We start from the raw sequence: 25,235 nt of genomic DNA on the forward strand, positions 1-25,235 counted from the left end.
GACGAAATGGGCTTCAGCCTTGGAAGCAACTGTAGAATAGTCGAGATCATCTAATGGGCAACATAATCGTTAGCTTCATACGGATAGGCGGTTAAGTGGTTAATTTATTCTTATAGAGGTTAAGGAGACTTCCCCATGTTAGACTTCAAACCGTTCATTCTACCGGAGGAACCAGTCCCCCCGTTCGCCATAGCCTGCCAACAATGTGAGCTTTCCAAGCAGCGGCATCGTGTGATATGGGGAGAGGGAAACCCCAATGCACCGGTTTTCATCCTATTGGACAACCCCGGTTCACGCGAAGATCGGGAGGGTCAGCCTTTTGTATGCGGAACTCGGGAAACGTTACAGTACGGGATGAGAGAGGCTGGACTAGACATCGATTCGGTTTATGTGAGCTATCTATTGAAATGTCGTCCAATACGTGCTTATAATAAGCCGCTTGCTAGAGAAGCGTGCTTTTCTCATTTGCAGCTACAATTGAAGGAGAAGAGGCCGGATGTACTGTTTGCTCTAGGCAATGTGGTGGTGCAAACCTTATTTCCAGACCAGGAAGCCGACGTGAAAAGCTATAGAGGAAAGTGGCATACGTTTCAAGAGATGCCGATAGCGGTTTCCTATCATCCTTTGGCTGTGCGCCGAAGACCTGTACTTATGAAGTATTTCGTAGAAGATATAAAGTTTGTTGCCGAAAAGATCAAAGACATGATATGAAAGGTTATAAAAGGTTTGGATTAGGGACCAAAGAGAGGTGAGTCTAGTGTCGTTTCAACCTGTAGACGCAATATTTTTCCAACAACCCACATTGGATTTGGCTCGTTCGCTGCTTGGGCTGCTGCTAGTAAAGGAAACTGAATCAGGCACGGCTTCGGGCTGGATTGTGGAAACCGAAGCTTATAGGGGGCCGGAGGATCGTGCAGCGCACAGCTTTAACCATCGAAGGACGCCAAGAACGGAGGTGATGTTTGGTCCTCCTGGTTATGCATATACCTATGTGATGCACACCCATTGTCTGGTGAATGTGGTCAGTGGGAAGGAGGGCCATCCAGAGGCCGTGTTAATTAGAGCTGTCGAGCCTTATACGGGCATAGAAATGATGTATGAGCGCCGCGGAAAAGAAAAAAAGAAAATAGAACTCACCAATGGTCCGGGCAAGCTGACGAAAGCTCTGGGAATAAACCAAGAGGATTATGGAACACCTTTATTTGAACCGCCTCTTTTTATTGCAGAGGGAAGAGGAGAAATTAAATCCATAGTGACCGGTCCTAGGATCGGCATTGAGAATAGCGGCGAGGCCAAAGACTATCCCTGGCGATTTTGGGAGAATGGAAACCCGTTTGTATCTAGGTAAGTAATAAGCGCTATTCTCTATTAACGAAGTGTCAACTCTCGCAGTGGTTTTGAACGAGCTTACATGATATAGTGGAATATATTTAAAATAGAAAAGAGGACTTAACATGATCGATCATATCGTACTAGTTAAATTTGGCGAATCGACAACGCAGGAGCAGTTGCAGGATGTAGTTGAACGATTCAAAGCTCTCAAAAATCATCTTACGGGAATCGTGGATCTTCAAGCCGGTATCAACTTTTCAGAGAAAAATCAAGGCTATCAATTGGTATTGAGCGTTCGGTTTGAAAACAAAGCGGCTCTGGAGGCTTATGGACCGAATCCTGAACATCAAGCGGTTGCGGCTTTGATCAGAGAAGTAGGACGAGTGGATAGTATTGTGGTTGATATTGAAATCTAAAGCTTGCTTCTCATAGATCGATAGTAAAATAAGCTTTGTCCTGCAGCCTTGGCTCGGACAAAGCTTATTTTTTGTCCGACATATGGGAGTGATCTGGAGGGTCTATCATTCCATCGACTCTCCAGTAGGTCCCCTGAGTATCCTTTTTCCTCTGGGGAACGTATAATTATAATAGATTGATAGATTTTCAATACTACATAATATAGGAGTGATTATACCTATGCATAGCGGTATCTTGAGAGGTTTTACTCACCGGCACGAAGCCCCGGTTCAATATATATTGCGGCTTGATGAAACTGAAGTCCCACTTAATGATTGGGTTGGAGAGCACCTTCAAATCCAGTTTTTACATGAAATTCGATGTATTCATTGCAATAGAAAAATTAAAAAAACATACAATTCCGGCTACTGTTATCCCTGTTTCGTTGCGCTTGCAGAAAATGATTTGTGTATCGTTAAACCCCATGAATGCCACTTTGATCAAGGAACGTGCCGGGATGAAGCTTTCGCTCAAACGCACTGTATGGTTCCGCATTATGTATATCTTGCGGTAAGCAGCGGCCTTAAAGTCGGTCTTACCCGCAAGGGAAACCAAATGAAGCGTTGGACAGACCAAGGGGCTATTCAGGCCATTCCCATTGCTGAGCTCCCGACAAGAAAGCTTGCAGGAGAACTGGAATTTGAACTTAGCAAACATGTGATGGACAAAACGGACTGGCGCAAAATGCTGAAGGGTGAAGTCAGCGAGATTGAATTGCTTCAAAGCAGAATTGAGATTCTTGCTCATGTTCCGGAAGCCTTTAAACCGTATCTGCTCGACGAAACGACGGTGTTCGAATTCCTTTACCCACAGATGGAGTCGCTGCAGAAAATCAAGACGTACGATCTGGAAAAGTCTCCGATGATCACGGACCGTCTGATTGGAATAAAGGGCAACTACCTGATGTTTGAGCAAGCAGTAATCAACGTAAGGAAATATAGCGGATACAAGGTATCCATTTCACTTGAAGCCTCGCAGGTGGCGCAATAACGATGTGGCTTGGGACTTCAGCGCCGCGGCTCTTCGTCCGGACGGACGCTGGCCGTGCTGGCGGTCACCGATACGGACTGACTAATCTCATGATAGAAAGAAGAAATGCACGATACACCTCAAACGGGACGTATCGTGCTTTTCATATGGATGTGATTTCAAAACCGCTTCTTACTTAAGCTTCCTGAGCCCATTCCTTTAGGGTACGGTCATGCGGAAGGAAGAAGGTCAGAAGGCCGATCAGTGGAAGGATACTCACCATCTGCATGACCACCGGGAGATGCAGCGCATCGATCAGACCGCCGAGCGCCACCGCTCCCAGCGCGCCTAGACCGAAGGCGAGACCGGTAATCAGTCCGGACACGGTTCCGATCTTGCCTGGGATCAGCTCTTGTGCGTACACTACTGAAACGGAAAAGCTGGAGAGGATGATGAAACCGTTAACAAGCAAAATGACATACGCCCAGAACGGATTGGCATAAGGCAAAAGCAAGGCCAGGGGCGCGGAGCCGACCATGGAGAAGAAGATCAGGTTGCGTCGTCCGAATTTATCGGACAGCGGACCACCCATGAAGGTGCCTAGTGCGCCCGCCGCGGCGAACAGGAAGATGTAGATTTGAGCCTTTTCCAAAGTAATTCCGAACTGTTCCATGAGATAAAACGGATAATAGATCGTCACGCCAGCATGGTACCAGGACCGGGCGAACACGAGAAAAATCAACGTTAAGATAGCGAAAGTGATTTGCTTTTTGCGCAAAGGACTCATGACCCGTACGCCGTTCTTCTTTGCCGCAGGCGGATGCACAGCTATATATCCGCTGTACCAGCGGGAGATAAAGAGCTGGACGAGAATGGCCAGCCCGGCAACTGCCGTAAACCAGATCGCCCCGAATTGACCGAGCGGGACGAAGAGGAAGGCCGTCATAAGAGGAGCCAGCGATTGCCCTGAGTTGCCGCCTACCTGAAAGATCGACTGCGCGAGTCCGCGTCTTGAGCCTCCGGCCATGTAGGCTACCCGCGAGCCTTCCGGATGGAAGACGGCGGAGCCGAGTCCGATGAATAGCACGGATAGCAGAACCAGCCAATAATTCGGCGCAAAAGCCAGCCCGAGCACACCGATAAAGGTAAGGCCCATTCCCATCGGCAGCATGTAAGGGGAGGGACGGCGGTCCGAATATAGGCCGATGACCGGCTGCATAATCGAAGCGGTCATGTTTAAAGCGAACACGATAATACCCGATTGCATATAGGTCAAATTCATGGAATCCTTCAGAATCGGCAGGATCGCAGGAATGATCGATTGAATGGAATCATTAAATAAATGCACCAAACTGATGGCAAGCAGTATGCGGAATACGGTTGGTTTCCCATTGGCCTCCGGTGACCTTTGAAAAACCGGTCCGGAGGCCGCTGCTCCGGTTTGCGCCTGCATGAAAGAACGCTCCTTTCTTGGTTAGGATCCAGCGGCCTAATCCCGATGTTTGGTTATTCCAAGCGCTTCTCCCATGGTAACTCTGCTGCCGACTTTTACATCTTCACGGGGGGCGAAGGTGCCCGATTCGGTCAGGAGCACGACGGTAGATCCGAATTCGAAGTAAGCAAGCTCGTCGCCGCGGCTTAGCTCATTCGGAAGCGGGGTAACGTATTGAATGCTGCTCACATTCAAAGCCCCGACCTTCACCACGGCGACTTCCCCGGTATCATGCTGTATATAAGTAATCAAACGCTCATTACGGCTAAGGACCCGACGCATATGCTTGAGTCCGAAGTCGTTTACCGGATACACCTTGCCTGCGACATGCTCCTTCTCCAGAATCTTACCTGTCACGGGAGAATGAATCCGGTGATAGTCGGTGGGACTCAAGTAAAGAACATAATAAAATCCATGTTTGTAATTGATCATGCGGGGACTTTGGTTCAGCAGCTCATCAATTGTGTAATCCTGTCCCTTTACATTGACAATAAGCCCCTCTTGAATGCTTCCCATCCCGGTAATCAGGGCATCGACGGGGCTGACTACCGTATCTGGCGTCTCGTCGATAGGACGCAATCCTGCTTTTAATCTGCGGGTAAAAAAATCGTTCAAAGAAGCATACTCATGTATCGCTTTCTCCGCATCTTGTACGCGAATGCCGTAAGTACGAATAAAGCGTGGAATCAGCGCTCGGCTAGCTCTGGATTTGGCAAAGGTTCCTGTCAGTCTCGACACGGTCTTGCGTGAGGAAAGCTCGGTCAGCAGCCGGAATAGCGAAATCTTCATAATGGAAAGGTTCACCTGTTTTCTCTTAATGTAAGTACGCGAATCTAACGCCTATCTTGACACAGAACGGAGCACAAAGCAATCCTAAAACGAACCTTAAAAAGCAAGAAAAGCTCCCGAAGGAGCCTTTCATTTCATATATTAGGACGGATTAAGCCTTACAGGCGTATTTTTGAATTCCCCACAGGTAAGGCAAGCGGCCAGGTTCACTAAAATCGGGCTGCAGGTCTTGGATGTAGCTATGGAATTTTTTCAAGATCCTCCATTGACAAATATTTCAATCGTGATAATATGATGATGTCACTAGGGGAGCCGCACAGGCTGAGATTGGATCAATAGATCCTAGACCCTCTGAACCTGATCTGGTTTATACCAGCGTAGGGAAGTGGAAGATCGTTGGCACATATATTTCTATGGTGCTTACAAGGCCGCTTCCTTCATCGGGAGGCGGCCTTTTTGGCGTCATTCTCCCGGGGTTCTGAAAAAGATGGAAGAGGAGAGAGGAAAAGATGTCCAAACGTTTGAAGTTGACAGATATTCTGGTCACAGTCGTTATCGCCGTTGTATTCAGTATTATTTATCGGGTGTGGACCGACGTGTACAATTTGGCAAAGCTTCCGGGAATCCAGCTGGATCAATTCATGTACGGTATGTGGTTTATGGCTGCGACCGTCGCGTTCTTGATCATCCGTAAGCCAGGGGTGGCCTTCCTGGCGGAAGTAGCCGCAGCCTCCGGCGAGCTGATCGTCGGTTCTCCGTACGGTGTAGAGGTGCTTACATACGGAGTCCTTCAGGGGATTGGCGCCGAGTTGATCTTTGCCGCATTCCTATACAAACGCTTCTCCGCTGCCGTAGCTGGTCTGGCTGGGATTGCTGCGGGTACGGGTGCGCTGGCCCTTGATTTTTTCAAAGGCTATCTTCTCGAATTGCAAACGTGGAACTTGGTGCTGTACATTGTCATGAGGTTTATTGGGAGTTTTCTCATTTGCGGTCCGCTCGCCTATCTTCTTGTGAAGGCATTGGAAAAAACCGGGGTCACACAGCTCGTGCGTCCGGCGAGCGCCGGCGATTATGAAGATCTGGACAGGAAGAGCGTGCATTGACCGGGTCGGTGCAAAACCGTGATCGCTTCATCACCTGGGTTTCGCAGCTCCGGCTGAAGTTTCCCGGCAGTTCGTCACTATTGTTCGACGGCTTAAGCGCCGGTGTGCCAGCAGGGCAAAAGGTACTTCTGCTGGGTCCCAGCGGCTGCGGCAAATCTACGCTTCTTCAGGTTTGGAGCGGGCTGATCCCGGATGCGTTGGAGGTGCCGCTTAAGTACGAAGACATCGGCATTCCTCACTCGTGGGGGTATTTGTTTCAAGATCCTGATGTCCAGTTCTGCATGCCTTATGTAGATGAAGAAATAGCGTTTGTGCTTGAGAATATCCGGGTGCCCCGTGATCGTATGCCCGAGAGGATCAGGCAGTGTTTGGAGCAGGTCGGCCTGGATTTGCACGACCCGCATGTGCCGATCGCTTCGCTTTCCGGAGGGATGAAGCAGCGGCTTGCTATCGCCTCGCTGCTTGCGCTAAGGCCGGACGTCTGGTTCCTCGACGAACCGACATCATTGCTTGACCCCGAAGGGACGACCGAGGTATGGGAAACTGTTAAACAAATCACTCATGACAAAACGGTCATTATCGTGGAGCATAAAATAGATGAAATTGTAGATTACGTGGACCGGGTGATCCTCTTTGACTCTGATGCGCGTATTGTCGCCGATGGGGAGCCGGAGCAGGTGTTCCGGAACTTTAAGCCACAGCTGATGGAATACGGGATTTGGTATCCGGGCGTGTGGGACGACTTTGCGGATAGAAGGCCCAAGCGTGATCGTTATCCAAACGAAGTTCCCGAGGAGAGGGAGCCGCTGGTCCAATTGCATGAGCTAACGGGTTATCATGGGAAGGACAAGAAAATCGATGTCGCCTCCGCGAAGCTGTATGCCGGGGACTGGGTTGCGATTGTAGGGGAGAACGGTGCGGGCAAAAGTACGCTGCTCCAATCCCTCATGCAATTAATCCCGACAAAGGGTGAGTACGTGCTGGCGGGGAAGCCCGTTCGCAGCTTCGACGATGTGGCGGACATGGCGGCTTATGTGTTTCAAAATCCGGAGATGCAGTTTGTGACGAACACGGTTTACGATGAATTGGCGTTTAATTTCAGGCGTGACGGGGATTCCGAGGACACGATTAGAATGAAAGCGGATGAACTTCTGCAGTGGTTCGGCCTCAGCAAGCACCGCGACCTGCATCCTTATCAGCTGTCGCTAGGTCAGAAACGCCGGCTCAGCGTGGCGGCGGCCACGGTCAAAGCACAGCGGCTTGTGCTGTTAGACGAGCCTACGTTCGGCCAAGACGCCGCGAATACGTTCGCGCTGCTGGAGAAGCTGGAAATGTGGCGGCAGGAAGGGGTCGCCATCGTTATGGTCACACACGATACGGAAATTGTAAGCAGGTATGCTACAAGGGTATGGGAGATACGGCAGGGGCGTCTTGCCGCAGCGCTCAGTCCAGGAGAGTATACGAGCCGATTCATGGCGGATCGACCGCTGCCTTTCGCAGAATTAAGGAGCTGATGGCTGTGCCTTTCCTTTGGTCTTATAGGGAAACGTGGCTGCACCGCGTCAACCCTACCTTTAAGCTGATCGTTTCGATAGGCATGTTTATGCTTGTGCTGCTGACACATAACTTGAATGTTCTGATGAATGTGACTTGGATGCTTATTCTGCTGTTCTTTGCCGCCACCGGCCATCCGACGCGCAGACTGCTGCTTCTGATGCTGCCCTTCGGGTTGATGTTTGTGTCGTCTGCTACGTCTATGGTGTTTTTCGGCAAAGGAGAGACGACCTGGCTGCGCTCGGGGCTCATACACGTCACGGAGGAAAGCTTCTACCGCGGCATGCACATTGGACTCAAATCGGTCAATATGGCTCTAATCGGCCTGTTGTTCGGACTAACGACTAGTCCTGTTCGGTTGTTCTATTCGCTTATGCAGCAGGTGCGGCTGCCGGCCAAGTACGCATACAGCTTTATGGCCGCTATGCGTCTTTTACCGATGGTGGCAGCTGAATACCGAACGCTGCAGATGGCGTTTAAAGTCCGCGGCGTCAAGAGAGCGAAAGGGATCCGCGGCTGGGTAGATTCGCTGAAGCGGTATGCTATCCCGCTGCTGGCCCAAAGCATCCGCCGTGCCCAGCGGATTGCGGTGGCTATGGAGGCGAAGCGGTTCTCATCGGTCAAGGAAAGAACGTATTATTACCTGATCGGTTGGTCTGTGAATGATGGGCTTCTGGTCGGGATCATGCTGCTCTTATGGATTGCCGCTGTTTGGTTGGGATGGCAGCATCCATATTTCAGCGTAGGGGATGTAAGGTCAACATAGTTAAAGGCAGTTCACTAATTTTCAATGAAGAAACGGAGAGGATTACCCATGAAATTTTCCGAACACCTTCGTCGCGCGGCGGATGCAAGCTGGAACGCCAGCTTCGAGCATCCGTTCGTTCGTGGAATCGGCAACGGCACGCTGCCGCTGGCCTGCTTTCGTCATTATGTGCTGAACGACGCCTATTATTTGTCCCAGTTCGCACGGGTACAGGCATTGGGGGCAGCCAAGGCGAACGATTTGTTCACGGTCAACCGCATGGCCGTGCATGCACAAGGCACTTATGGAGCTGAGCTCTCACTGCACGAGAAGTTTTCAAAGCTTCTGGGCATCACCGAAGAGGAACAGAAGGCATTCGAGCCGGCGCCGACAGCATACGCGTATACGTCGCATATGCTTCGGGCGGCGTACACTGGACAGATGGGCGACATTATCGCCGCCATTCTTCCGTGCTATTGGCTCTACTACGAGATCGGTGAGAGGCTTGCAGGCTGTACACCGGAGGAGCCGATTTATCAGGAGTGGATCGCCGCGTACGGCGGTGAATGGTTCCGCGAGCTGGTGGAGGAGCAGATTGTCCGGATCGACGAGATCGCGGAGCAGGTGACACCGCAGGACCGGGAGAGGATGCAGAACCATTTTGTCATCAGCAGTCGATACGAATATATGTTCTGGGATATGGCCTATCGCCAAGAAACTTGGCCGATATAGTACGTTGAAACCGTAGCGGTGCTCGCTGCGGTTTTTTACCGGTTGAAGCGCCTATCAATTTCTCCTATCAAACTCGGTAACGGCTTTAGTTTAAACACCCGGCTGCTGTCCCCCGTCGATGACGATTTCCGTGCCCGTGATTGAAGGGACGCGGTCGGAAACAAGCAGCAGCGCCATCGCCGCGATTTCTGCCGGATCTACGATATGGCCTAGCGGAATAGCGGCGTTCAGCTCTGCTTGCTGAGCCTCGACCGTAATCCCCTTAGCATTCGCATTCTGCTCCGCCAGTTTTAGTGCCCGTTCTGTAGCCGTTGTTCCGGGCGAAATGGCGTTAATTCTGACATTGGATCTGGCCAATTCCTTGGAAATCCCTCTAGTAAAGTTAAGGAGAGCCGCATTGGCGGTACTGCCGGCGAGAAACGTTGGGCCAGGTGTTCGTCCTGCACCGCCGACGATGTTGACGATGCGCCCGTCACCTTGACGGATCATGTGGGGGGCTGCTTCCTTCACCATGCGGATGTAGCCCAGCAGCTTCAGGTTCCACGCTTCCAAAAACGCCTCCTCGGGCATTTCAAAAAACGACCCGGCTCTTGCCGACCCGGCATTATTGATCAGAATATCGATACGGCCAAAGTGAGCCATCGTTGCGGAGACGGTTTGCTTCACCGTCTCCGAGTCGCGCATATCTCCGTTCACCGTGACAATGCGTGAAGCCTCCTCCTCAGGATAACCCTGGAGGATTGCGGCAGTTGCTTGCTGCATGCGCTCAGGGTTCCTCGCCACCATTACGATTGAAGCTCCTTCTTCAAACAGCGCTTTAGAACAGGCAAATCCGATCCCGGCGCTTGCTCCGGTGATAATGGCCGCTTTCCCGGAAAGTCCCAAATTCATCCCATTTCCTCCTTCATCGTTTGCGGCTTTTTGCTTCCGTTTGCAGGTAAGGTATATTATCTTTTCGGATACAGCGGATAATCGACCGATGATGGCACTTTAATCCATATCATGCGCAGCGGCTCGTCGGCTCCGGTTTTGAAGAACGACTTCGGAAGCCCTTTCCATGAATAACAGAAAAGCCTCGTGCTCAAACTGGTTGTAGGTCGGTGGTCGTCTCAGAGCCTCGCTAATATTTGGTTCAAACCAGGCTCCTTCTTCATAACTGGTTCTGTTCATCGGAGCTGCCTGTTCGAAAAGGTTTTACCCCATCGTCCCCTTCCTTACCCCAGCCTTGGTCCTGTTGATCGGGGTCATCCTCGCGCTGCTTCGCATCTTGAAGCCAGCGCAAGCGGTAACAGTTCATCCCGGCCTGTCCGAGTTCCTCAAGCAAACCGTAATTGGCCCAAGCCCCCACAACGGCGCCGATGACGGGAACAAGCTGCAGCATCTTGCGAAAGTCGATCGTATCCCGGTATTCCTGCTGCAGCTGCCGCCAATCAATATGATGGGTGTATGAGTCTGCCGGAGGCAGTGTTTTCGATGTCTCTGACCATTCAGCAATCGTGCGGTAGAGCTCCGGTTTTTTATTTTGGCTGGAGAAGGCGATCTGAAACACATGGAGGATAAACAGCCGCTCCCTATAATCCAGTGTTGAATGTCCGTAAACGTGAGCGAGTTCGAACAGAAATTTCATCTTGATGCCGATGAGGATGGGAAAGTCCGCGATGCCGAGCAGAATGCCGCCCGCACCCGCGCCGGCGCCTTCGGCTGCCGCCAGCTTTTTGTAGAAGGAGATCAGTTCTTCAGCCTTATGATCGCGCATGGCCAGACTCAAGGATGTTAAGGGTGCATTCTTCGGAATGTAATCCATACCGAAAAGGGCGGTTTGGACGATGCCCTTCACCGCGGTGGTGATTGTGGTGTGGACCTTTTCCGGTATGACCTGATTTACGCGAGTTTGCACCGCTCTGGACGTTTTTTCCATAACTCCCGGCGGCTTGATCAGCTCTTTCTCCCAACGTATCAGCTGTCTGGCCATCTGTTGTTCGTATACGGTCAACTGGTGGTCCATTGTCATCCCCCGCTCGACGATAGGAATATGTCAGTACACGTCATTATTATACGCTATACTTAGGAAAAAAAGGAGTTGGTAACCCATGGTTTGCCGCTGCGGCTGGGTGAATGAAGATCCGCTTTATATTCGTTACCATGATCAGGAATGGGGGGTGCCGGTTCATGACGATCGGATGCTGTTTGAAATGCTGATATTGGAAGGGGCGCAAGCAGGACTAAGCTGGTATACGGTGCTGAAAAAAAGAGATCGGTACCGTGAAGCGTTCGATGGTTTCGATCCCGCTATCGTGGCGGGCTACGATGAGATGAAGCTGGATGAGCTGCTTGCCGATCCCGGTTTGATTCGCAACCGGCTGAAGATGCGGGCCAGCGTCACCAATGCCAAAGCATTCCTCGAGGTGCAGGAGGAATTCGGCAGCTTTGACCGTTACATCTGGGGGGTTGTCGGAGGCAAGACCAAACGCAACGCTTGGCTCTCGCTTCGAGAGGTCCCCGCCAGCACACCGGAATCGGATGAGATGAGTAAGGCTTTGAAAAAACGGGGCTTTACTTTTGTGGGTTCCACGATTTGCTATGCATTTATGCAAGCAACAGGCATGGTGATGGATCATACGACGGACTGCTTCCGGTATGAAACGGGAGTCGACGAGTAACCTGGTTTCACACACCTCTTTTGCATCGACCAAGCTATTCATAAATGTCGCTGCTATTGGACAAGAAAGCCCTTCCGTCCTCGCTCTTCCTTGAATACATTAATAAAGACTTTATGTAAAAAGGAGGCAGCGCTATGTATCGTCCCGATGTAGCTATTGTGACGCCCGGGTCCTTCGTTATTCCTTCCGGCAAAAGCAGTTCCGTCGAGCTGGTAGTGGAGCAGGTGGCAAGCCGGATCAAGAGCCATATTCGTTTGGTTGTCTTAGGCCGGTTGGGCCGGTTGCCGGCTTCGGAGGTCCGTCAGGGAGTAAGATACATCCGGGTACCTGCGCCCTCCCCTCAGCAGTATATCCGCAGTGTCAGCCGCAAGCTGGCTTCATTACGGCCGCAGGTGATTCAGGTGGAGAACCGCCCGAGGTTTGTTCGATATTTACGTCGAAGATTTCCGCAAGCACGCATATGGCTGTCGCTGCACTCGGTAACTTTTGTTTCCATGCCGCATATCGGCCCCAAGGAGCTGCAACGATGCTTGGCCGCGGCGGACCGGATTGTGGTCAACAGCTGGTTTCTAAAGGAACAGATTGAACGAAAAGATCCGGGGTCTGTGAACAAAATTGTGGTGAATCATCTCGGTGTGGACCCGGAGCGCTTTATGACGCGATGGTCCCCCGAAGGAGCCGCCAAACGCGAGATGATGCTGCATCGTCATGGATGGCAGGACCGGAAAATCATCCTGTATGTCGGCCGATTGATCCCCATGAAGGGCGTGCATCGTCTGTTTAAAGTCATGCCGCAGATCATCCAGCAGGTGCCAAGCGCCCTATTGCTAGTAGTAGGAAGCGCCTACTACGGCTCGAGAAGAATCACGCCTTACGTCCGCAAACTCCGCAGGAACGCAGCGAAGCTGAACCCCCATGTTCACTTCATCCCGTATGTGTCTCATGGAGAAGTCGATGAGTGGTTCCGTCTTGCGGACGTGCTGGTTGTACCGTCTACGAATAAAGAAGCGTTCGGGCTTGTCAACGTGGAGGCGATGGCATCCGGCGTTCCTGTGATAGCCACGCGGGCCGGCGGGATGAAAGAGATTGTAGAGGACGGGATAACCGGCAGGACACTGCAGCTTTCATCACTGGGGACGGAGCTGGCGCCTGCCGTGACCTGGCTGCTGCAAGATGAAGAGGAAGTCCGCCGGATGGGGGAAAAGAGCGTTGATCGGGTGCTAAATCATTTTACATGGGAACAAACGGCGGCAAGATTTTTGGACTTGTATCAGATGGAGGGTATCCGTCTATCTGAAGGAGATCTTCAGCCGTTTTGATTTGTTAGCGAGTTCCTGGTTTCCAGACGGCTGTAAAAGAATTCAAAGCTATATAACGAACGGTTATTGTGCGGCTGCCTATTTTTTACAGGGTGAATGACCTCCTTTTGGGTGAATGCATATGTTAGCAATGACTACTTGCGAACTTTACCATTGCAGCATGATAAGTCATCACGGAATATAGGAGGGCACATATGAAAAAGGTGAGCCGCCGGAGTTCCGGCAAAGTCAGACCGACTCGAACGAAGCGAGTCGGTGCGTTCATTAATGAATTGAGCTGGTTGGATGAAGCGAGTACGGAGTGGACAGAAGAGGCAAGCCCTGAGGAGTCTGCCCCCGAAAGCGATCTTGAAGCGAATTCTGGTCAGGAGATCGTACCGACGGTACCATCCCCATCTCCAACTCCGTCTCCAACTCCAACTCCAACTCCAACTCCAACTTCAACTCCATCTCCATCAAAGGGAATTTCTTCGAATGCCCTGTCCGCTTCAAGCGCTATGGTCTATACAGATGATTTGGCTAACGAGTCGGTGACGTCGGAGAAGATAGCGCGTTATGCTGTCGACGGATATAAAATTAAGCGCGGCAGCATCGGAAAGGATCATATTATCGATTATGCAATTGACGGCACGAAGCTTGCTAACGGCAGCATAACTCAACAAAAGCTGTCACCTGGGGCAGTTACAGAAGAGAATCTGGCAGTAGGTTCCGTCACCACGGACAAAATTCAGGATCGGGCGATCAGCGGGTTGAAGCTGCAAAACAACAGCATCACGTCAGAGAAGCTGGCGGACAAAACGATCGATGCGATGAAAATCGCAGAGCACTCGATTCATACGAAACACTTGGCCGACGAAGCGGTTACGGCTGAGCTGATTCAGAACCAATCCGTCACGTCCGACAAAATTAAAAGCGGAGCCATCCAAACCATTCATATGGCCAACGGCTCCGTCAATACGGCGAAGCTCGCCGATGGGGCGGTTACCCCGGAGAAGCTGAAGGATTTGTCTGTAACATCCGCCAAACTGGCCGATGGGGAAATCAGTACTAGTAAATTGGCCACAGGAGCGGTGACGGAGGACAAATTGGCGCCTTGGAGCGTTGCCTCCGAGCATATCAAGCTGCATTCGATTGTTCACGGTCATTTGACAGCAGGGCTCGTTCAAAGCGAAAACATCGCTCCAAAGCAAATTGAAGCAGGACACTTGTCTGAAGGAGCTGTGCAAGCCGTTCATCTCAAGGATGGCGTGATTACTTCCCCCAAGCTTTCCAAAGGGGCGGTACAAGGTGCGCATTTGCAGGATGGAGTTATCGATGGAAAGCACGTCCAGCAGGGTGTAATTGAAAATCGTCATCTGTCGGCTCGAGCTGTTACAGGCGATAAGCTGGCGGCATCCAGCGTTGGCGTGTCCCAACTGACAGACGGGGCGGTGACGGCGGAGAAGCTGGCGGAGCATGCTGTAAACTCCAGCAAGCTGGCTAAGGGCTCGGTGAAAGCAGAGCATTTGGTCGCCGGGACGGTAGGATCGGGACATTTGGCCGAGAAAGCCGTGCTGACGGGACATTTGGCGGCAAAGGCGGTTGCTGTTGAGCATTTGCAGGACCGAGTCGTGACAACGGAAAAGCTTCAGGACCGTGCGGTTACTTCAGAGAAGCTGAGCAACGGAGCGGTCTTGCAGCAGCATCTCCATGAGGGAGCCGTGCTGACCGGACACTTGTCAAACCACAGCGTAACGACCTCGAAGATATCCAGCGAATCGGTTTCAACGGATAAACTGACCAATTTGGCTGTCACAACGGCAAAGCTGGCGCATGCCAGTGTGACTCCAGAGAAAATCGGAAAGGAAGCAATACAGGCGGAGCATCTTTCTCCCGGGGCGGTTCAGCATGTGCATCTTGGCAAATCATCCGTTAGGACACAGCAATTGGAGGATGGGGTTGTAACGACGGAGAAGCTGGCCAAAGGAGCGGTTACCGGGCTTCAGCTTGCTGAGGGTGCGGTGCGCTCCTCTAACCTGGCCGAAGGTGCAGTAGACGGCAGCCGGCTCGCTCCGGGGTCTGTATCGACCGAGCATCTGAGACAGGGGGCGGTCGGGGCATGGCAGCTCGCCACCGATGCGGTGGGTGAAGCTCAATTAAGGATTCAGGCAGTGACTACCGAGAAGCTGGCGCTCGGCGCAGTAGATGCCAGACGATTGGCCGCAGGCTCCGTTGCATCGGAGCACCTGAGCTCTGGCTGCATCGCATCGGGGCACATCGCCGCTGAAGCGATAGGCGAAGGGCACCTGGGGCCCCAAGCGGTGACAACGGAGAAGCTGGCGCCTGGTGCGGTAGATGGCAGCCGTCTGGCGGAGGGGGCCGTTGTGTCGGAGCACCTGGCCTCCGGCGCCGTCGGATCGGTACAGCTTGCTTTTGGATCGGTCAGCGAAGTGCACTTGCAGCCGCAGGCGGTGACGAAGGAGAAGCTTGCGCGCGGTGCGGTGGATGGCAGCCGGTTGGCTGCAGATTCCATAGCGGCGAAGCATCTGACCTTGGGCTCCGTTGGTTCGGAGCACCTAAGGGAAGAATCGGTAGGCGAAGCGCACCTTCATCCGGGGGCGGTGACGGCGGAGAAGCTGGCGCCCGGCGCGGTAGTCGGCAGCCGGTTGGCCGCAGCCAGCGTTGCATCGGAGCACCTGAACCCGGGCTGCGTCGAGTTCGAACACCTAAGGGAAGAATCGGTAGGTGAAGTGCAGTTGCAGCCGCAGTCGGTCACAACGGAGAAGCTGGCGTCCGGTGCCGTAGACAGCAGCCGGCTGGCTGCTGGCAGCGTCGCATCGGAGCACCTGTCCTCGTGCAGCGTTGAATATGAACACCTGGCCGAAGAATCGGTAGGTGAAGTGCACTTGCAGCCGCAGGCGGTGACGAAGGAGAAGATTGCACGCGGTGCGGTAGACGGAAGCCGGTTGGCGGCAGAATCGGTTACGGCGAAGCATCTGACCCCGGGCTCGGTTTTTTCAGAGCATCTTGCTGCAGGAACGGTAGGCGAAGATCAGCTTCAACCGGAGGCGGTAACGGCGGAAAAGCTGGCATGCGGTGCGGTGGTTGGCAGCCGGTTGGCAGCGGGCTCTATCGTATCAGAGCACCTGACTGTAGGCTCCGTTGATTCAGAGCATCTGATCCCAGGTTCCGTCGGCTCGGCTCAACTGGCGGAAGGATCGGTAGGCGAAGTGCAGCTGAGTCCGGAGGCGGTGACCACAGAGAAACTGGCCCCAAGTGCGGTAGATGGCCGTCGTCTGGCAGTCGGATCGGTCACCTCGGAGCATCTGACCCCGGGCTCGGTTGGCTCGGAGCATCTGGCCGAAGAATCGGTAGGTGAAACACAGCTCCAGCCGGGAGCAGTGACGGCGGAGAAGCTGGCGCCCGGAGCGGTGGTCGGAAGCCGGCTCGCGGCGGGCTCGATTGAAGCGGATCATCTGACTCCAGGCTCCGTAGAATCGGAGCACCTAAGGGAAGAATCGGTAGGCGAAGCACATCTGGGGTCGGGTGCAGTAACGACGGAGAAGCTGGCGCCCGGTGCAGTAGATGGCAGCCGTCTGGCGGCGGGCTCCATCGCATCAGAGCACCTGACTCCGGGGGCCGTGAGATCGAAGCACCTGGCCGTAGACGCGGTGGGTGAGGCGCAGTTGAGGCCGCACGCGGTGACGACGGAGAAGCTGGCTCCTAGTGCGGTAGACGCGAGCCGTCTGGCAGCAGGCTCCGTGTTAGCGAAGCACTTAGGCGATGGATCCATTGATGGAATGCATATTAAGCAGGAAACGATTTCCGGCTATCATCTGATCCCGGGAACCCTCTCTCTGCTGCACCTCGAACCCGAGCTTCAATCTCTGCTGAGCGGACTGTCAATCAAAAAAGCGCTTCGGGTGACGAGTGCCCCTGCTGACACGGATTTGGTCAGGGAAGCGGCTGCATATCTGGTGGGAGATGCGGATGCAGCGTCTGAGACGGAAGAAACGGCGGAACTGATGGAACCAGCCGGGGACGAGGAATCCTCAAGGGGTACCGCGGTAACAGCTCTGCTGGAACTTGCCGCAGAGCCCTACGTTGAAGCGATCACGGAGCCGGCAGAGGAACTGGATAACGATAAAATCGTCCTGCACTCGATTTCAGAGGATACTCTGACGGTCTTCGATAGTAAGGACGTCGGATTGCATCCTGAGCCTATCCTGCATGCAGAGGCCAGCTTACGGATGACCAATGCACAGCTATTTGGTCTAAGCAGCTTCTCTTTGCCCGCAGAATCGGAAAGTGTCACCGTTGAGGTAACCTTCGAAAGGGCGTATGCTGACGAAAACTATGTTCTCGTTGGTACGACGAGTCACCCGGGCTGTTATGCCGTGATCCAAAGCAAGCAAGCAGACTGTGCAGTTATTGAAGTCGTACGATGCAAATCTTCAGAAGAGCTTCAAGGGTCTGTCAACTGGATTGCCATCGGCGTCGCATATGAATAAACCGACAAAGGCTAAAGGCTTGTTCCCGGAGGGAGCAAGCCTTTAATACATATCGGCTGCATCATGGTTTGGGATCGGCCTACCTCAGCTTAATGTCGGCCCTACATGATAAACGTCCATAATGCGTACAAGGATGATGCATATCATATCAGCATAGATCGATATGCACTCCTTTCGGAAGGGCAGCCCGTGACAGGGATTGTCCTTGGGCACGGAAGTCACTTGGAACGGAATGGCGATTCCGCTTTTAGAGGAGGGTAGGGAAAATCACCGATGAGAATTCTAGTCATAGACGGTCATGCATTGGCTGGCGGAATGGTATTTCAGTACTTATCTGAACACACGCAGCATGAGCTTTTTTTCACAAGTCGGGAGAAAGAACATCGTCCGTACAGTCTTTATCTCGATGCCAAAGATCCTGTAATGGTTGAAAAATTAGTCGAAGTGATTCGTCCTCACATCATCATCAACAGTATCGGGCTCATTAACGATCTAGCCAGACAGCAAGAAATTGATGCTTATCGCATTAACGGACTGCTGCCTCAGCAATTGGCTGACTTGGCGGACCGGCAGAAATCGAGACTGATTCATCTGAGCACAGACAGTGTCTTTCTTGGTGACCGCGGCTCTTATGAAGAACGGCATGTTCCCGACGGGAACACCGTCTATGCCAAGACGAGATCGCTTGGAGAGGTAAGGCGCGCTCCCCATCTTACTATACGTACTTCTCTGCTGGGTCCGGATCTAGACAACCCTTGCTGTGGATTATTAAGCTGGTTTCTGAAACAAAGAGGAAGCGTGAGGGGATTTGTAAGTGTTCCTTGGAACGGCATTACTACACTGGAATTGGCCAAGTTTGTCCATGATATTATTGATCGGCCCAAAGCGCTGAGCGGGATCGTCCATTTAGCCTCAGAGGAGAAAATCAATAAATACGAGCTGCTGGAGCAGCTGCGAACGATTTTTCATATACAAGGCGTTGTGATTCAACCCGATGATGCTATTACACTGGATCGCACGCTAAAATGTACACGCAAGGATCTGGATTATGTCATTCCGCGCCATCATCAAATGCTGCGTGAGCTTTACCAGTGGATGGTCAGTCACGGTTTATCCGGACGCTGAGAGATCGGCGTCTTTTTGCTTTTTATGAAGAGGACAACGATGCAATGACTCTATGTAAAGGAATGGCGGAGGAGGTAGGGAGACGAGCTGCGCCGCCATTCCCATGGATGGAAGCCGCCCTGGAACAGGTACGGAAAAACCATGGTTAAAGATCGTTTCGCTACTTGTTGTGTGATTGTACTTTCCTGCATTGGGCGAGCAGATACTTTGCATAAGCCATGGGGTTCTCATAAGTGGCTTTCCATTCTTCCAGCATACCGGCTTCCCGAAAACTGTACCGCTGGTCCTTTCCATTGCATTCAATAAACAAGGGATTACCGTCCGCCGTTATGCCGATATCCAGCCCCAAGTCGGCCAAATCCGGTAGGTTGTTCCCCAGATGAGAAGCTATCCTTAGCGAAAAATCATATATATTCTTGATCACTTTTTTCTGCTTTAGACGGGGGTATTCCTCCTGTAAAATGTCCTCCAGCCGATGAACCTTGCCTCCTTGGGCTACATTGGTCAAGAAACAGCTTTTAGAAGCCACTTTGGCCACATATCCCGTGATCTGCCATTCGCCTGAAACTCCCTTTTGTACAGATACCCGTAGATCGAAGGGGCGCCCCTTGTAGGTTGCCAGGGGCAGGCACTGCTGGACGATATATTTCCCCTTTAGAAGTCTGCGCCGCAGGATCCGGGGCAGTCTGGAGCCGCTGAATTTAGCCGTACGCCAGGCTTTGTTGCGTACGCTGAGCGTGACCGGATACTCTAAGCTCCAACCGGTTGGGGTGCGGTCCAGCTTCATCACCCCTCGTCCTATGCTGCTTTTATTCGGCTTAACGATGATAGAATCGAACAATTTCATCAGGCTTCTTACATTCGCCGGGGTGGCTCGGCAAGTCCGCGGCAAATGGGGAATGAAAGCGGGGTCTGCCATGAGCAGATTGTGAATGGTTAGCTTGCCGTAGCGGTTCCAGCGATTAAACAGCTGCTTCCCTTCACCCGCCCAAGATTGGAGCTTGCGGAACTCCCGTATGCCGGGATAAATAGCGCGATTATGAATAACTTGCGGCGAAGGAATGGTCGTTAAAACAAACTTGCCGTCGGTGGATTTGACATAAGCCTTCACATGAGCCCTTCCCGCCTTAACATCGTGAATACGAAAAAAGCATGGCGTAAAGCCGAATCTCTTGCCCGCCTCTACGTAAAAATCAACCCTCTCGTGTTTTGTTTTTCCTGTAGGTATTCTACAGTGCAGCTTATCATTGACGAGGATGCCCACGTAGGGAGGTAGCATGGCACTCACTCCTTTGTCCTAAGAATCGGACTTCATTTGACCTTACAGTATATGTAACAGAAGGAAAGGGGGTTTGGACAGGTGACGTGGGCATTCAACGGGATGTCTGCCTGCACTGGTCATAAGCCAATTTTTAAAAGGAGAGGTTATTGGTCTATGTCCATAACCACCCCGGCGCATATCCTTTTAGGAGTAGTTCTTTTGTGCATAGTGAATTTGTCCATTTCAAGTTATGCTGAAGGATGGTGGCTCTAATGAAGGTCCGAAAAGCAATTATTCCGGCTGCTGGTTTGGGTACCCGCTTTCTTCCGGCTACCAAAGCCATGCCGAAAGAAATGCTTCCTATTATTGATAAGCCGACGATTCAATTCATTGTGGAGGAGGCGGTGGCTTCCGGTATTGAAGATATCATCATCGTGACCGGCAAGGGCAAGCGGTCGATTGAGGATCATTTTGATGCCGCCTTCGAGCTAGAGTATCATCTTCTCCAAAAAGGCAAGGTGGAGCTTCACCAGAAAGTGCAGGAGCCCTCTCGCATGATCGATATCCATTATATTCGCCAAAAAGAGCCGATGGGCTTGGGGCACGCGATCTGGTGCGCCAGAAAATTTATCAAGGACGAACCGTTTGCCGTGCTGCTTGGAGATACCTTTGTGCAAGGAGAGCGCCCTTGCTTAAAGCAGATGATGGATTACTACGATCGCTATAAAACGTCGATCATCGGTGTGCAGCCTGTGAAGGAAAGCAAAGTGTCCAGTTATGGCATCATCGACGGGCAGCATATGCACGACCACTTCTATGCGATTACCCGTCTTATAGAAAAGCCGAAGCCGGAGGATGCGCCTTCAAATTTGGCGATGATTGGAAGATATATTCTGACACCCACGATCTTCCCTATTCTGGAGCATCAAGAAGCGGGATTCGGACAGGAAATTCAATTGACCGATGCCATCTCTAGGCTGAACGAGCTAGAAGCCGTCTATGCCTGTGAGATTGACGGCGTATGGCATGATGTTGGCGATCAGGCCGGATATGTCCGAACGATGCTTGCCATTGCCGCACAACGGGACGATATCAAAGAGCAGCTGTTTGAGCTTCTGCCAACGCTGTTAAAGCAGCGGGAAGGAAGGAGCGGGGACTTCGATGACGATTGATTTTTTGATCGTCGGCGCCGGGTTCTCCGGCTGCGTATTGGCACGGGAGCTGGCAGAGAAGCTTGATAAACGAGTGCTGGTCGTTGATACAAGAAATCATATCGGAGGCAATGCGTATGACTGTTATGACGATGCCGGCATTCTGATCCAGCCTTACGGACCACACATCTTTCATACCAATAGTAAAATGGTGTTTGATTATTTATCCCAATATACGGAATGGATATTATATGAACACCGTGTATTGGCTCAAGTCGATGGACGCAAGGTGCCGATACCGATTAACCTGGACACCATCAATGAGCTTTACGGGCTTCGTTGTTCCGAGAAAGAACTCTCCGCATTCTATGATGCGGTCCGGCAACCTGTGGACCACATTACCAATTCAGAGGACATCATCATCAGTAAAGTGGGCGTTGAGCTGTACGACAAATTTTTTAAGCACTATACCAAAAAGCAATGGGACTTGTGGCCGTCGGAGCTGGATTCCTCGGTTTGTGCAAGAATACCGGTACGGACGAACAGGGATCCCCGCTATTTCACCGACAAATATCAGGTAATGCCCAAGCGCGGATATACCCGCATGTTCCAGAGAATCATCGATCACCCGAATATTCAGATCATGCTGCAAACGGATTATAAGCAGATTAGCAGCATCATCCCTCACCGGTATTTAATATATTCGGGTCCGATCGATACCTTCTTCGATTACAAGTTTGGCAAGCTGCCTTACCGTTCGCTGAATTTTACATTCGAAACGCTGGATCAGCCGTTATTTCAAGAAGTGGGCGTAGTGAACTATCCCATGTCCTATGATTTTACGCGAATTACCGAATTCAAGCATATCACGGGGCAGCAGCACCCAAGAACGACGATTTTGTACGAATACCCTTCGGCCGAAGGGGACCCGTATTACCCGATTCCCAGAGAAGAAAATAACCGGATCTACCAGCTGTATAAACAGGAAGCGGAGCAGCTGGAGAACGTTTGGTTTGTCGGACGCCTTGGAACTTACAAGTACTATAATATGGACCAAGTGGTGGCGCAGGCTTTGACTTTATTTGAAAGCAAATTAAGAAACCTCCTATGAGCATAGGAAGGAGTGAACTGTCCGTGATATTTTGTACGCTTGTACGGAAGGAACAGCTGGCTAACGCGATCGTACTTGCAAAATCCGTGAAATCCTTTCATCCCCATGCCCGGATCGTACTCTGTCTGGCAGAGCATCATGTGTCTGCAAATCATACTTCATTGTTCGACGAAGTTGTGATTGTGACCAATAACGGTCAGCCCTTCGATTCAGCGGAAAGCTGCTGCGCTGCCAAAGCCTATTTGTTAAGGCAGCTGCTTGCCTCACATGCAGATGAGAAGATCATCTATCTGGACCCGGAAATTAAATTATTCGAATCGTTTAAAGAGATCGAACAGCTGCTTGACCGGCACGATATTATCGCAGCTCCTTATCATTTGGAGCCCTGCGATATGGAGGAGTATGGTTGGGAGATTGAACGGCTGCAGAATGGGTTTCTGCATGCAGGATTTCTTGCCCTTCGAAGCTCGGAGACCGGGAGAAGGTTCAGCCAGTGGTGGTCCCAGCATGTCGATAATAGCTTCTATGGCCCCTCCAAAGACGGGTGGGCGGATCATAAATGGTTAAGCCTGGCCATGGTGCCTTTTCATATCTATCTACTCAAAGACCCTTCGTTTCATGTCGCCGCTTGGAACGTTCACGCAAGCGGCAGAACCATCTCTTTATCTTCGAAAGGCCATTATATGGTTAACGGCCAGCCGCTTCATTCCTTTCACTTTATGAATACAAACGGGATGCTGGACCAACGCTTGGGGTCGTTTATTCCCGATCAAAGTAAGCCGGTGCATAAACTGTTTCAATCTTATCGAGGGGAGCTAGAGCTTACCAATCAATCCTTATCGTAAGGAGGTCATGTCCATGATCATCTGCACAATGACTACAGCCAGTCATTTATTCAGGGCCAAGGTAATGGCCAATTCCGCCAAGAAGCATCACCCCGACGCCATGGTAGTCGTTTGCTTAATCGAAAAAGCACTGCATCCGTCGGCAGGGGAATTCGCTTCGTTCGATCACGTGGTGCTCGCCAAAGACCTGGGTATTCCGAACTTCGACGCCTACTTATTTAAACGAAATGTTCATGAAGCCTCCTTTGCGCTTAAAGGCCATTTTCTTAAATACTTGTTCCGAACCTACCCCGGCGAGAATGAATTCGTGTTTATTGATACCGACACACAAATCCTGAGTCCGCTGGACGAAGTCCGGGATGCCCTGCGCGATCACTCCATCGTATTGACACCGCATGAAGTTAACGACGCAAAGGAGAGCCATTATTTTCACGGCATCTTTAACATCGGTTTTATTGCCCTAAGCAGAACGGGAGATACCGGGCGCTTTCTGGATTGGTGGATCCGCCGGGTGGACCGGTATTGTTATGATCACTATCAAAACATGGGATTGTTCTATGAACAAACCTGGCTCGATTTGGTCCCCACGTTGTTCGATACGAAGATCTTGCTGCATCCCGGATATAATGTGGCGTTTTGGAATTTACGGGAGAGAGGGCAGTCCATTGCGCAGGATGCAAACGGTCAATATACGGTTAACGGCCAGCCTCTTCGATTCTTCCATTTCTCTAACATGACCGGGGCTTTGGCCGGTTCCATGAAAAGATTTATTCCGGATGAGAAGGCAGTCATGTATAAGCTGTTCCGTTCCTATCTGAGAGAGCTGAAACGAATGGGACGAAGGACAGCAGGCCGCCTTCGCTGGAGTTATGATTATTATACTAGCGGTGTGAGAGTCTCCCAGAAAGCACGCGCTCTGTTCAGGGAGGAGCCGGACCTGGAAAATAAGTATCCTAACCCCTATCAATATTCCAATCGAACCTTTAGAACCAAGTCTTCCTTACGAATTGTTCAAGTCGTCTCCAATGCCCCGGACGCGTATCCTGTACCCCCTATCGATCAAGGAGGTACGGAAAAGGTGGTCTACGAGTTGACGGAGGAGCTTGTAAAAAGGGGTCATCAGGTGTACCTGTATGCTGCCCTGGGAAGCAGAAGCAGCGCCAAATTGATCCCGTATCCTTCCCATATTCGTGCAAACCATATAGGGAAATATGTAGGCAGTACGCTGCCACCCCGTGTGGATATCATCCATGACCATACGTTCAATTCGGCCGTCAGCCGGAGCCGACGGAGAATTCCAACATTGTGCACTCAGCATATCACACGTAATTACGGGGTTCCCCATTCCGTTTATGTGAGCAAGCGTGCGCTAGAGGTGATCGGCAAAAACAAAGGCTTCCATGTATATAACGGAATCGATCCGAATCAATACGAGTTCAGTGAGGAGAAGCGGGATTATCTGCTCTTTATCGGAAGGATCATTAGAGAAAAAGGAATTATGGAAGCGATAGACGTTGCCGAGAGAACGGGGAAAAAATTGATGATTGCCGGACCCATAAAAGACAAAGAGCTGTATGAGAATGAAATTCAACCCAGGATCGAGGGCAATTCGAACATTGAATATGTAGGCACGGTAGGCGGAAAGCAGAAGCAGGAGCTCATCAAGCACGCCAGGTGCTTACTGTTCCCTATTCTGTGGGAGGAGCCCTTCGGACTTGTCATGATCGAAGCCATGGCTTGCGGTACTCCGGTGATTGCTTTTGCGAACGGCTCCGTCCCGGAAGTTATGTCGGGTTTCCCTAATCTGATCTGCACGACGGTGGATGAGATGGTTCAGAAAGTGCTGCACGAACCGCTTCCCGATCCTCATGCGCTCCGTGATTATGTAAAAAGACACTTTACGATGGAGCTGATGACGGACCGTTATTTGGAAATCTATGAGCACATAAGAAGTAAAGCCCGCAGGATCGGAGGAAAGAAAAAGGGGAGGTTGCTGGGTAAACGGGCACGAAAGCTGAGATTGGTTATGAGGAACAGACGGAGAAAAGGAACCGGCGTCAAAAGGAGAATAAGAAGAACCGTTCCCGCTTAGATGAAGCTT

Annotated in this window: 21 protein-coding genes and 1 riboswitch; of the genes, 16 read left to right on the forward strand and 5 right to left on the reverse strand. The window is 51.5% G+C overall.

Going from position 1 to position 25,235, the window contains the following annotated elements; genetic code table 11:
- The first annotated feature begins 135 nt into the window (after positions 1 to 135).
- From JOE45_RS22440 to JOE45_RS22455, 4 genes are all read left to right on the forward strand, one after another.
- Positions 136 to 711 carry a uracil-DNA glycosylase gene (locus JOE45_RS22440; RefSeq protein ID WP_210022274.1) on the forward strand — a complete coding sequence of 192 codons (576 nt, stop codon included), beginning with the start codon at positions 136 to 138 and terminating at the stop codon, positions 709 to 711.
- Between the two features lie 46 nt (positions 712 to 757).
- Complete coding sequence (locus JOE45_RS22445; protein WP_210022273.1) at positions 758 to 1,348, forward strand: DNA-3-methyladenine glycosylase; 591 nt, start codon at positions 758 to 760, stop codon at positions 1,346 to 1,348.
- A gap of 106 nt (positions 1,349 to 1,454) precedes the next feature.
- Complete coding sequence (locus JOE45_RS22450; RefSeq protein ID WP_210022272.1) at positions 1,455 to 1,748, forward strand: Dabb family protein; 294 nt, start codon at positions 1,455 to 1,457, stop codon at positions 1,746 to 1,748.
- Between the two features lie 220 nt (positions 1,749 to 1,968).
- Positions 1,969 to 2,778 carry a DUF2797 domain-containing protein gene (locus JOE45_RS22455; protein WP_210022271.1) on the forward strand — a complete coding sequence of 270 codons (810 nt, stop codon included), beginning with the start codon at positions 1,969 to 1,971 and terminating at the stop codon, positions 2,776 to 2,778.
- A gap of 175 nt (positions 2,779 to 2,953) precedes the next feature.
- Here the strand turns inward: JOE45_RS22455 and JOE45_RS22460 are convergent, their stop codons facing one another.
- A complete protein-coding gene (locus tag JOE45_RS22460) occupies positions 2,954 to 4,210 on the reverse strand; it encodes an MFS transporter (protein ID WP_210022270.1) in 1,257 nt (418 codons plus the stop codon).
- Positions 4,211 to 4,246: 36 nt separating this feature from the next.
- Positions 4,247 to 5,038 carry an archaetidylserine decarboxylase gene (gene asd, locus JOE45_RS22465; protein WP_210022269.1) on the reverse strand — a complete coding sequence of 264 codons (792 nt, stop codon included), beginning with the start codon at positions 5,036 to 5,038 and terminating at the stop codon, positions 4,247 to 4,249.
- Between the two features lie 295 nt (positions 5,039 to 5,333).
- Positions 5,334 to 5,439, forward strand: a riboswitch (TPP riboswitch).
- Positions 5,440 to 5,547: 108 nt separating this feature from the next.
- Here asd and JOE45_RS22470 point away from each other — a divergent pair.
- The 4 genes from JOE45_RS22470 to tenA are packed head-to-tail and all read left to right on the forward strand — an operon-like array spanning position 5,548 to position 9,172.
- Positions 5,548 to 6,141: an ECF transporter S component gene (locus JOE45_RS22470; protein ID WP_210022268.1), complete on the forward strand. Its 594-nt coding sequence runs from the start codon at positions 5,548 to 5,550 to the stop codon at positions 6,139 to 6,141.
- Positions 6,138 to 7,655 carry an ABC transporter ATP-binding protein gene (locus JOE45_RS22475; RefSeq protein ID WP_245247121.1) on the forward strand — a complete coding sequence of 506 codons (1,518 nt, stop codon included), beginning with the start codon at positions 6,138 to 6,140 and terminating at the stop codon, positions 7,653 to 7,655. Before JOE45_RS22470 ends, JOE45_RS22475 begins: the two co-directional genes overlap by 4 nt.
- A complete protein-coding gene (locus tag JOE45_RS22480) occupies positions 7,655 to 8,461 on the forward strand; it encodes an energy-coupling factor transporter transmembrane component T family protein (protein ID WP_210022267.1) in 807 nt (268 codons plus the stop codon). The genes JOE45_RS22475 and JOE45_RS22480 overlap by 1 nt, the downstream gene beginning before the upstream one ends.
- 48 nt (positions 8,462 to 8,509) lie before the next feature.
- On the forward strand, positions 8,510 to 9,172 hold the full coding sequence (gene tenA / locus JOE45_RS22485) for a thiaminase II (RefSeq protein ID WP_210022266.1): 663 nt from the start codon (positions 8,510 to 8,512) through the stop codon (positions 9,170 to 9,172).
- 90 nt (positions 9,173 to 9,262) lie between these two features.
- Here the strand turns inward: tenA and JOE45_RS22490 are convergent, their stop codons facing one another.
- Complete coding sequence (locus tag JOE45_RS22490) at positions 9,263 to 10,063, reverse strand: SDR family oxidoreductase (RefSeq protein ID WP_210022265.1); 801 nt, start codon at positions 10,061 to 10,063, stop codon at positions 9,263 to 9,265.
- 259 nt (positions 10,064 to 10,322) lie between these two features.
- Positions 10,323 to 11,177: an EcsC family protein gene (locus JOE45_RS22495; protein WP_245247122.1), complete on the reverse strand. Its 855-nt coding sequence runs from the start codon at positions 11,175 to 11,177 to the stop codon at positions 10,323 to 10,325.
- Positions 11,178 to 11,262: 85 nt separating this feature from the next.
- On the opposite strand from JOE45_RS22495, the gene JOE45_RS22500 reads away from it, so the two are divergent.
- The 4 genes from JOE45_RS22500 (at position 11,263) to JOE45_RS22515 (ending at position 18,766) form a co-directional block, all read left to right on the forward strand.
- Positions 11,263 to 11,832: a DNA-3-methyladenine glycosylase I gene (locus JOE45_RS22500; RefSeq protein WP_210022264.1), complete on the forward strand. Its 570-nt coding sequence runs from the start codon at positions 11,263 to 11,265 to the stop codon at positions 11,830 to 11,832.
- Positions 11,833 to 11,966: 134 nt separating this feature from the next.
- Positions 11,967 to 13,151 (forward strand): glycosyltransferase family 4 protein, encoded by a 1,185-nt coding sequence (locus JOE45_RS22505; protein ID WP_210022263.1) that lies wholly within the window; start codon positions 11,967 to 11,969, stop codon positions 13,149 to 13,151.
- Positions 13,152 to 13,345: 194 nt separating this feature from the next.
- On the forward strand, positions 13,346 to 17,641 hold the full coding sequence (locus tag JOE45_RS22510) for a WIAG-tail domain (RefSeq protein ID WP_210022262.1): 4,296 nt from the start codon (positions 13,346 to 13,348) through the stop codon (positions 17,639 to 17,641).
- A 273-nt stretch (positions 17,642 to 17,914) separates the two neighbouring features.
- Complete coding sequence (locus JOE45_RS22515; RefSeq protein ID WP_210022261.1) at positions 17,915 to 18,766, forward strand: sugar nucleotide-binding protein; 852 nt, start codon at positions 17,915 to 17,917, stop codon at positions 18,764 to 18,766.
- A gap of 160 nt (positions 18,767 to 18,926) precedes the next feature.
- Here JOE45_RS22515 and JOE45_RS22520 read toward each other — a convergent pair whose 3' ends face one another.
- On the reverse strand, positions 18,927 to 20,045 hold the full coding sequence (locus JOE45_RS22520) for a YheC/YheD family endospore coat-associated protein (protein ID WP_210022260.1): 1,119 nt from the start codon (positions 20,043 to 20,045) through the stop codon (positions 18,927 to 18,929).
- Between the two features lie 254 nt (positions 20,046 to 20,299).
- Between JOE45_RS22520 and galU the strand changes: the two genes are divergently transcribed.
- From galU to JOE45_RS23745, 4 genes are read left to right on the forward strand one after another with little or no spacing between them, the layout of a single operon-like run.
- A complete protein-coding gene (galU, locus tag JOE45_RS22525; protein ID WP_210022259.1) occupies positions 20,300 to 21,199 on the forward strand; it encodes a UTP--glucose-1-phosphate uridylyltransferase GalU in 900 nt (299 codons plus the stop codon).
- Positions 21,189 to 22,289: a UDP-galactopyranose mutase gene (gene glf / locus JOE45_RS22530; protein WP_210022258.1), complete on the forward strand. Its 1,101-nt coding sequence runs from the start codon at positions 21,189 to 21,191 to the stop codon at positions 22,287 to 22,289. The genes galU and glf overlap by 11 nt, the downstream gene beginning before the upstream one ends.
- Positions 22,290 to 22,312: 23 nt before the next feature.
- The gene (locus tag JOE45_RS22535; protein WP_210022257.1) at positions 22,313 to 23,134 is read left to right on the forward strand and encodes a hypothetical protein; all 822 of its coding nucleotides are present in this window, start codon (positions 22,313 to 22,315) and stop codon (positions 23,132 to 23,134) included.
- Positions 23,135 to 23,147: 13 nt separating this feature from the next.
- The gene (locus tag JOE45_RS23745; protein ID WP_245247123.1) at positions 23,148 to 25,226 is read left to right on the forward strand and encodes a glycosyltransferase family 4 protein; all 2,079 of its coding nucleotides are present in this window, start codon (positions 23,148 to 23,150) and stop codon (positions 25,224 to 25,226) included.
- The last annotated feature ends 9 nt before the right edge of the window (positions 25,227 to 25,235 follow it).

Origin of the sequence: Paenibacillus sp. PvR098 (genome assembly GCF_017833255.1) — a bacterium.
GTDB lineage: Bacteria > Bacillota > Bacilli > Paenibacillales > NBRC-103111 > Paenibacillus_G.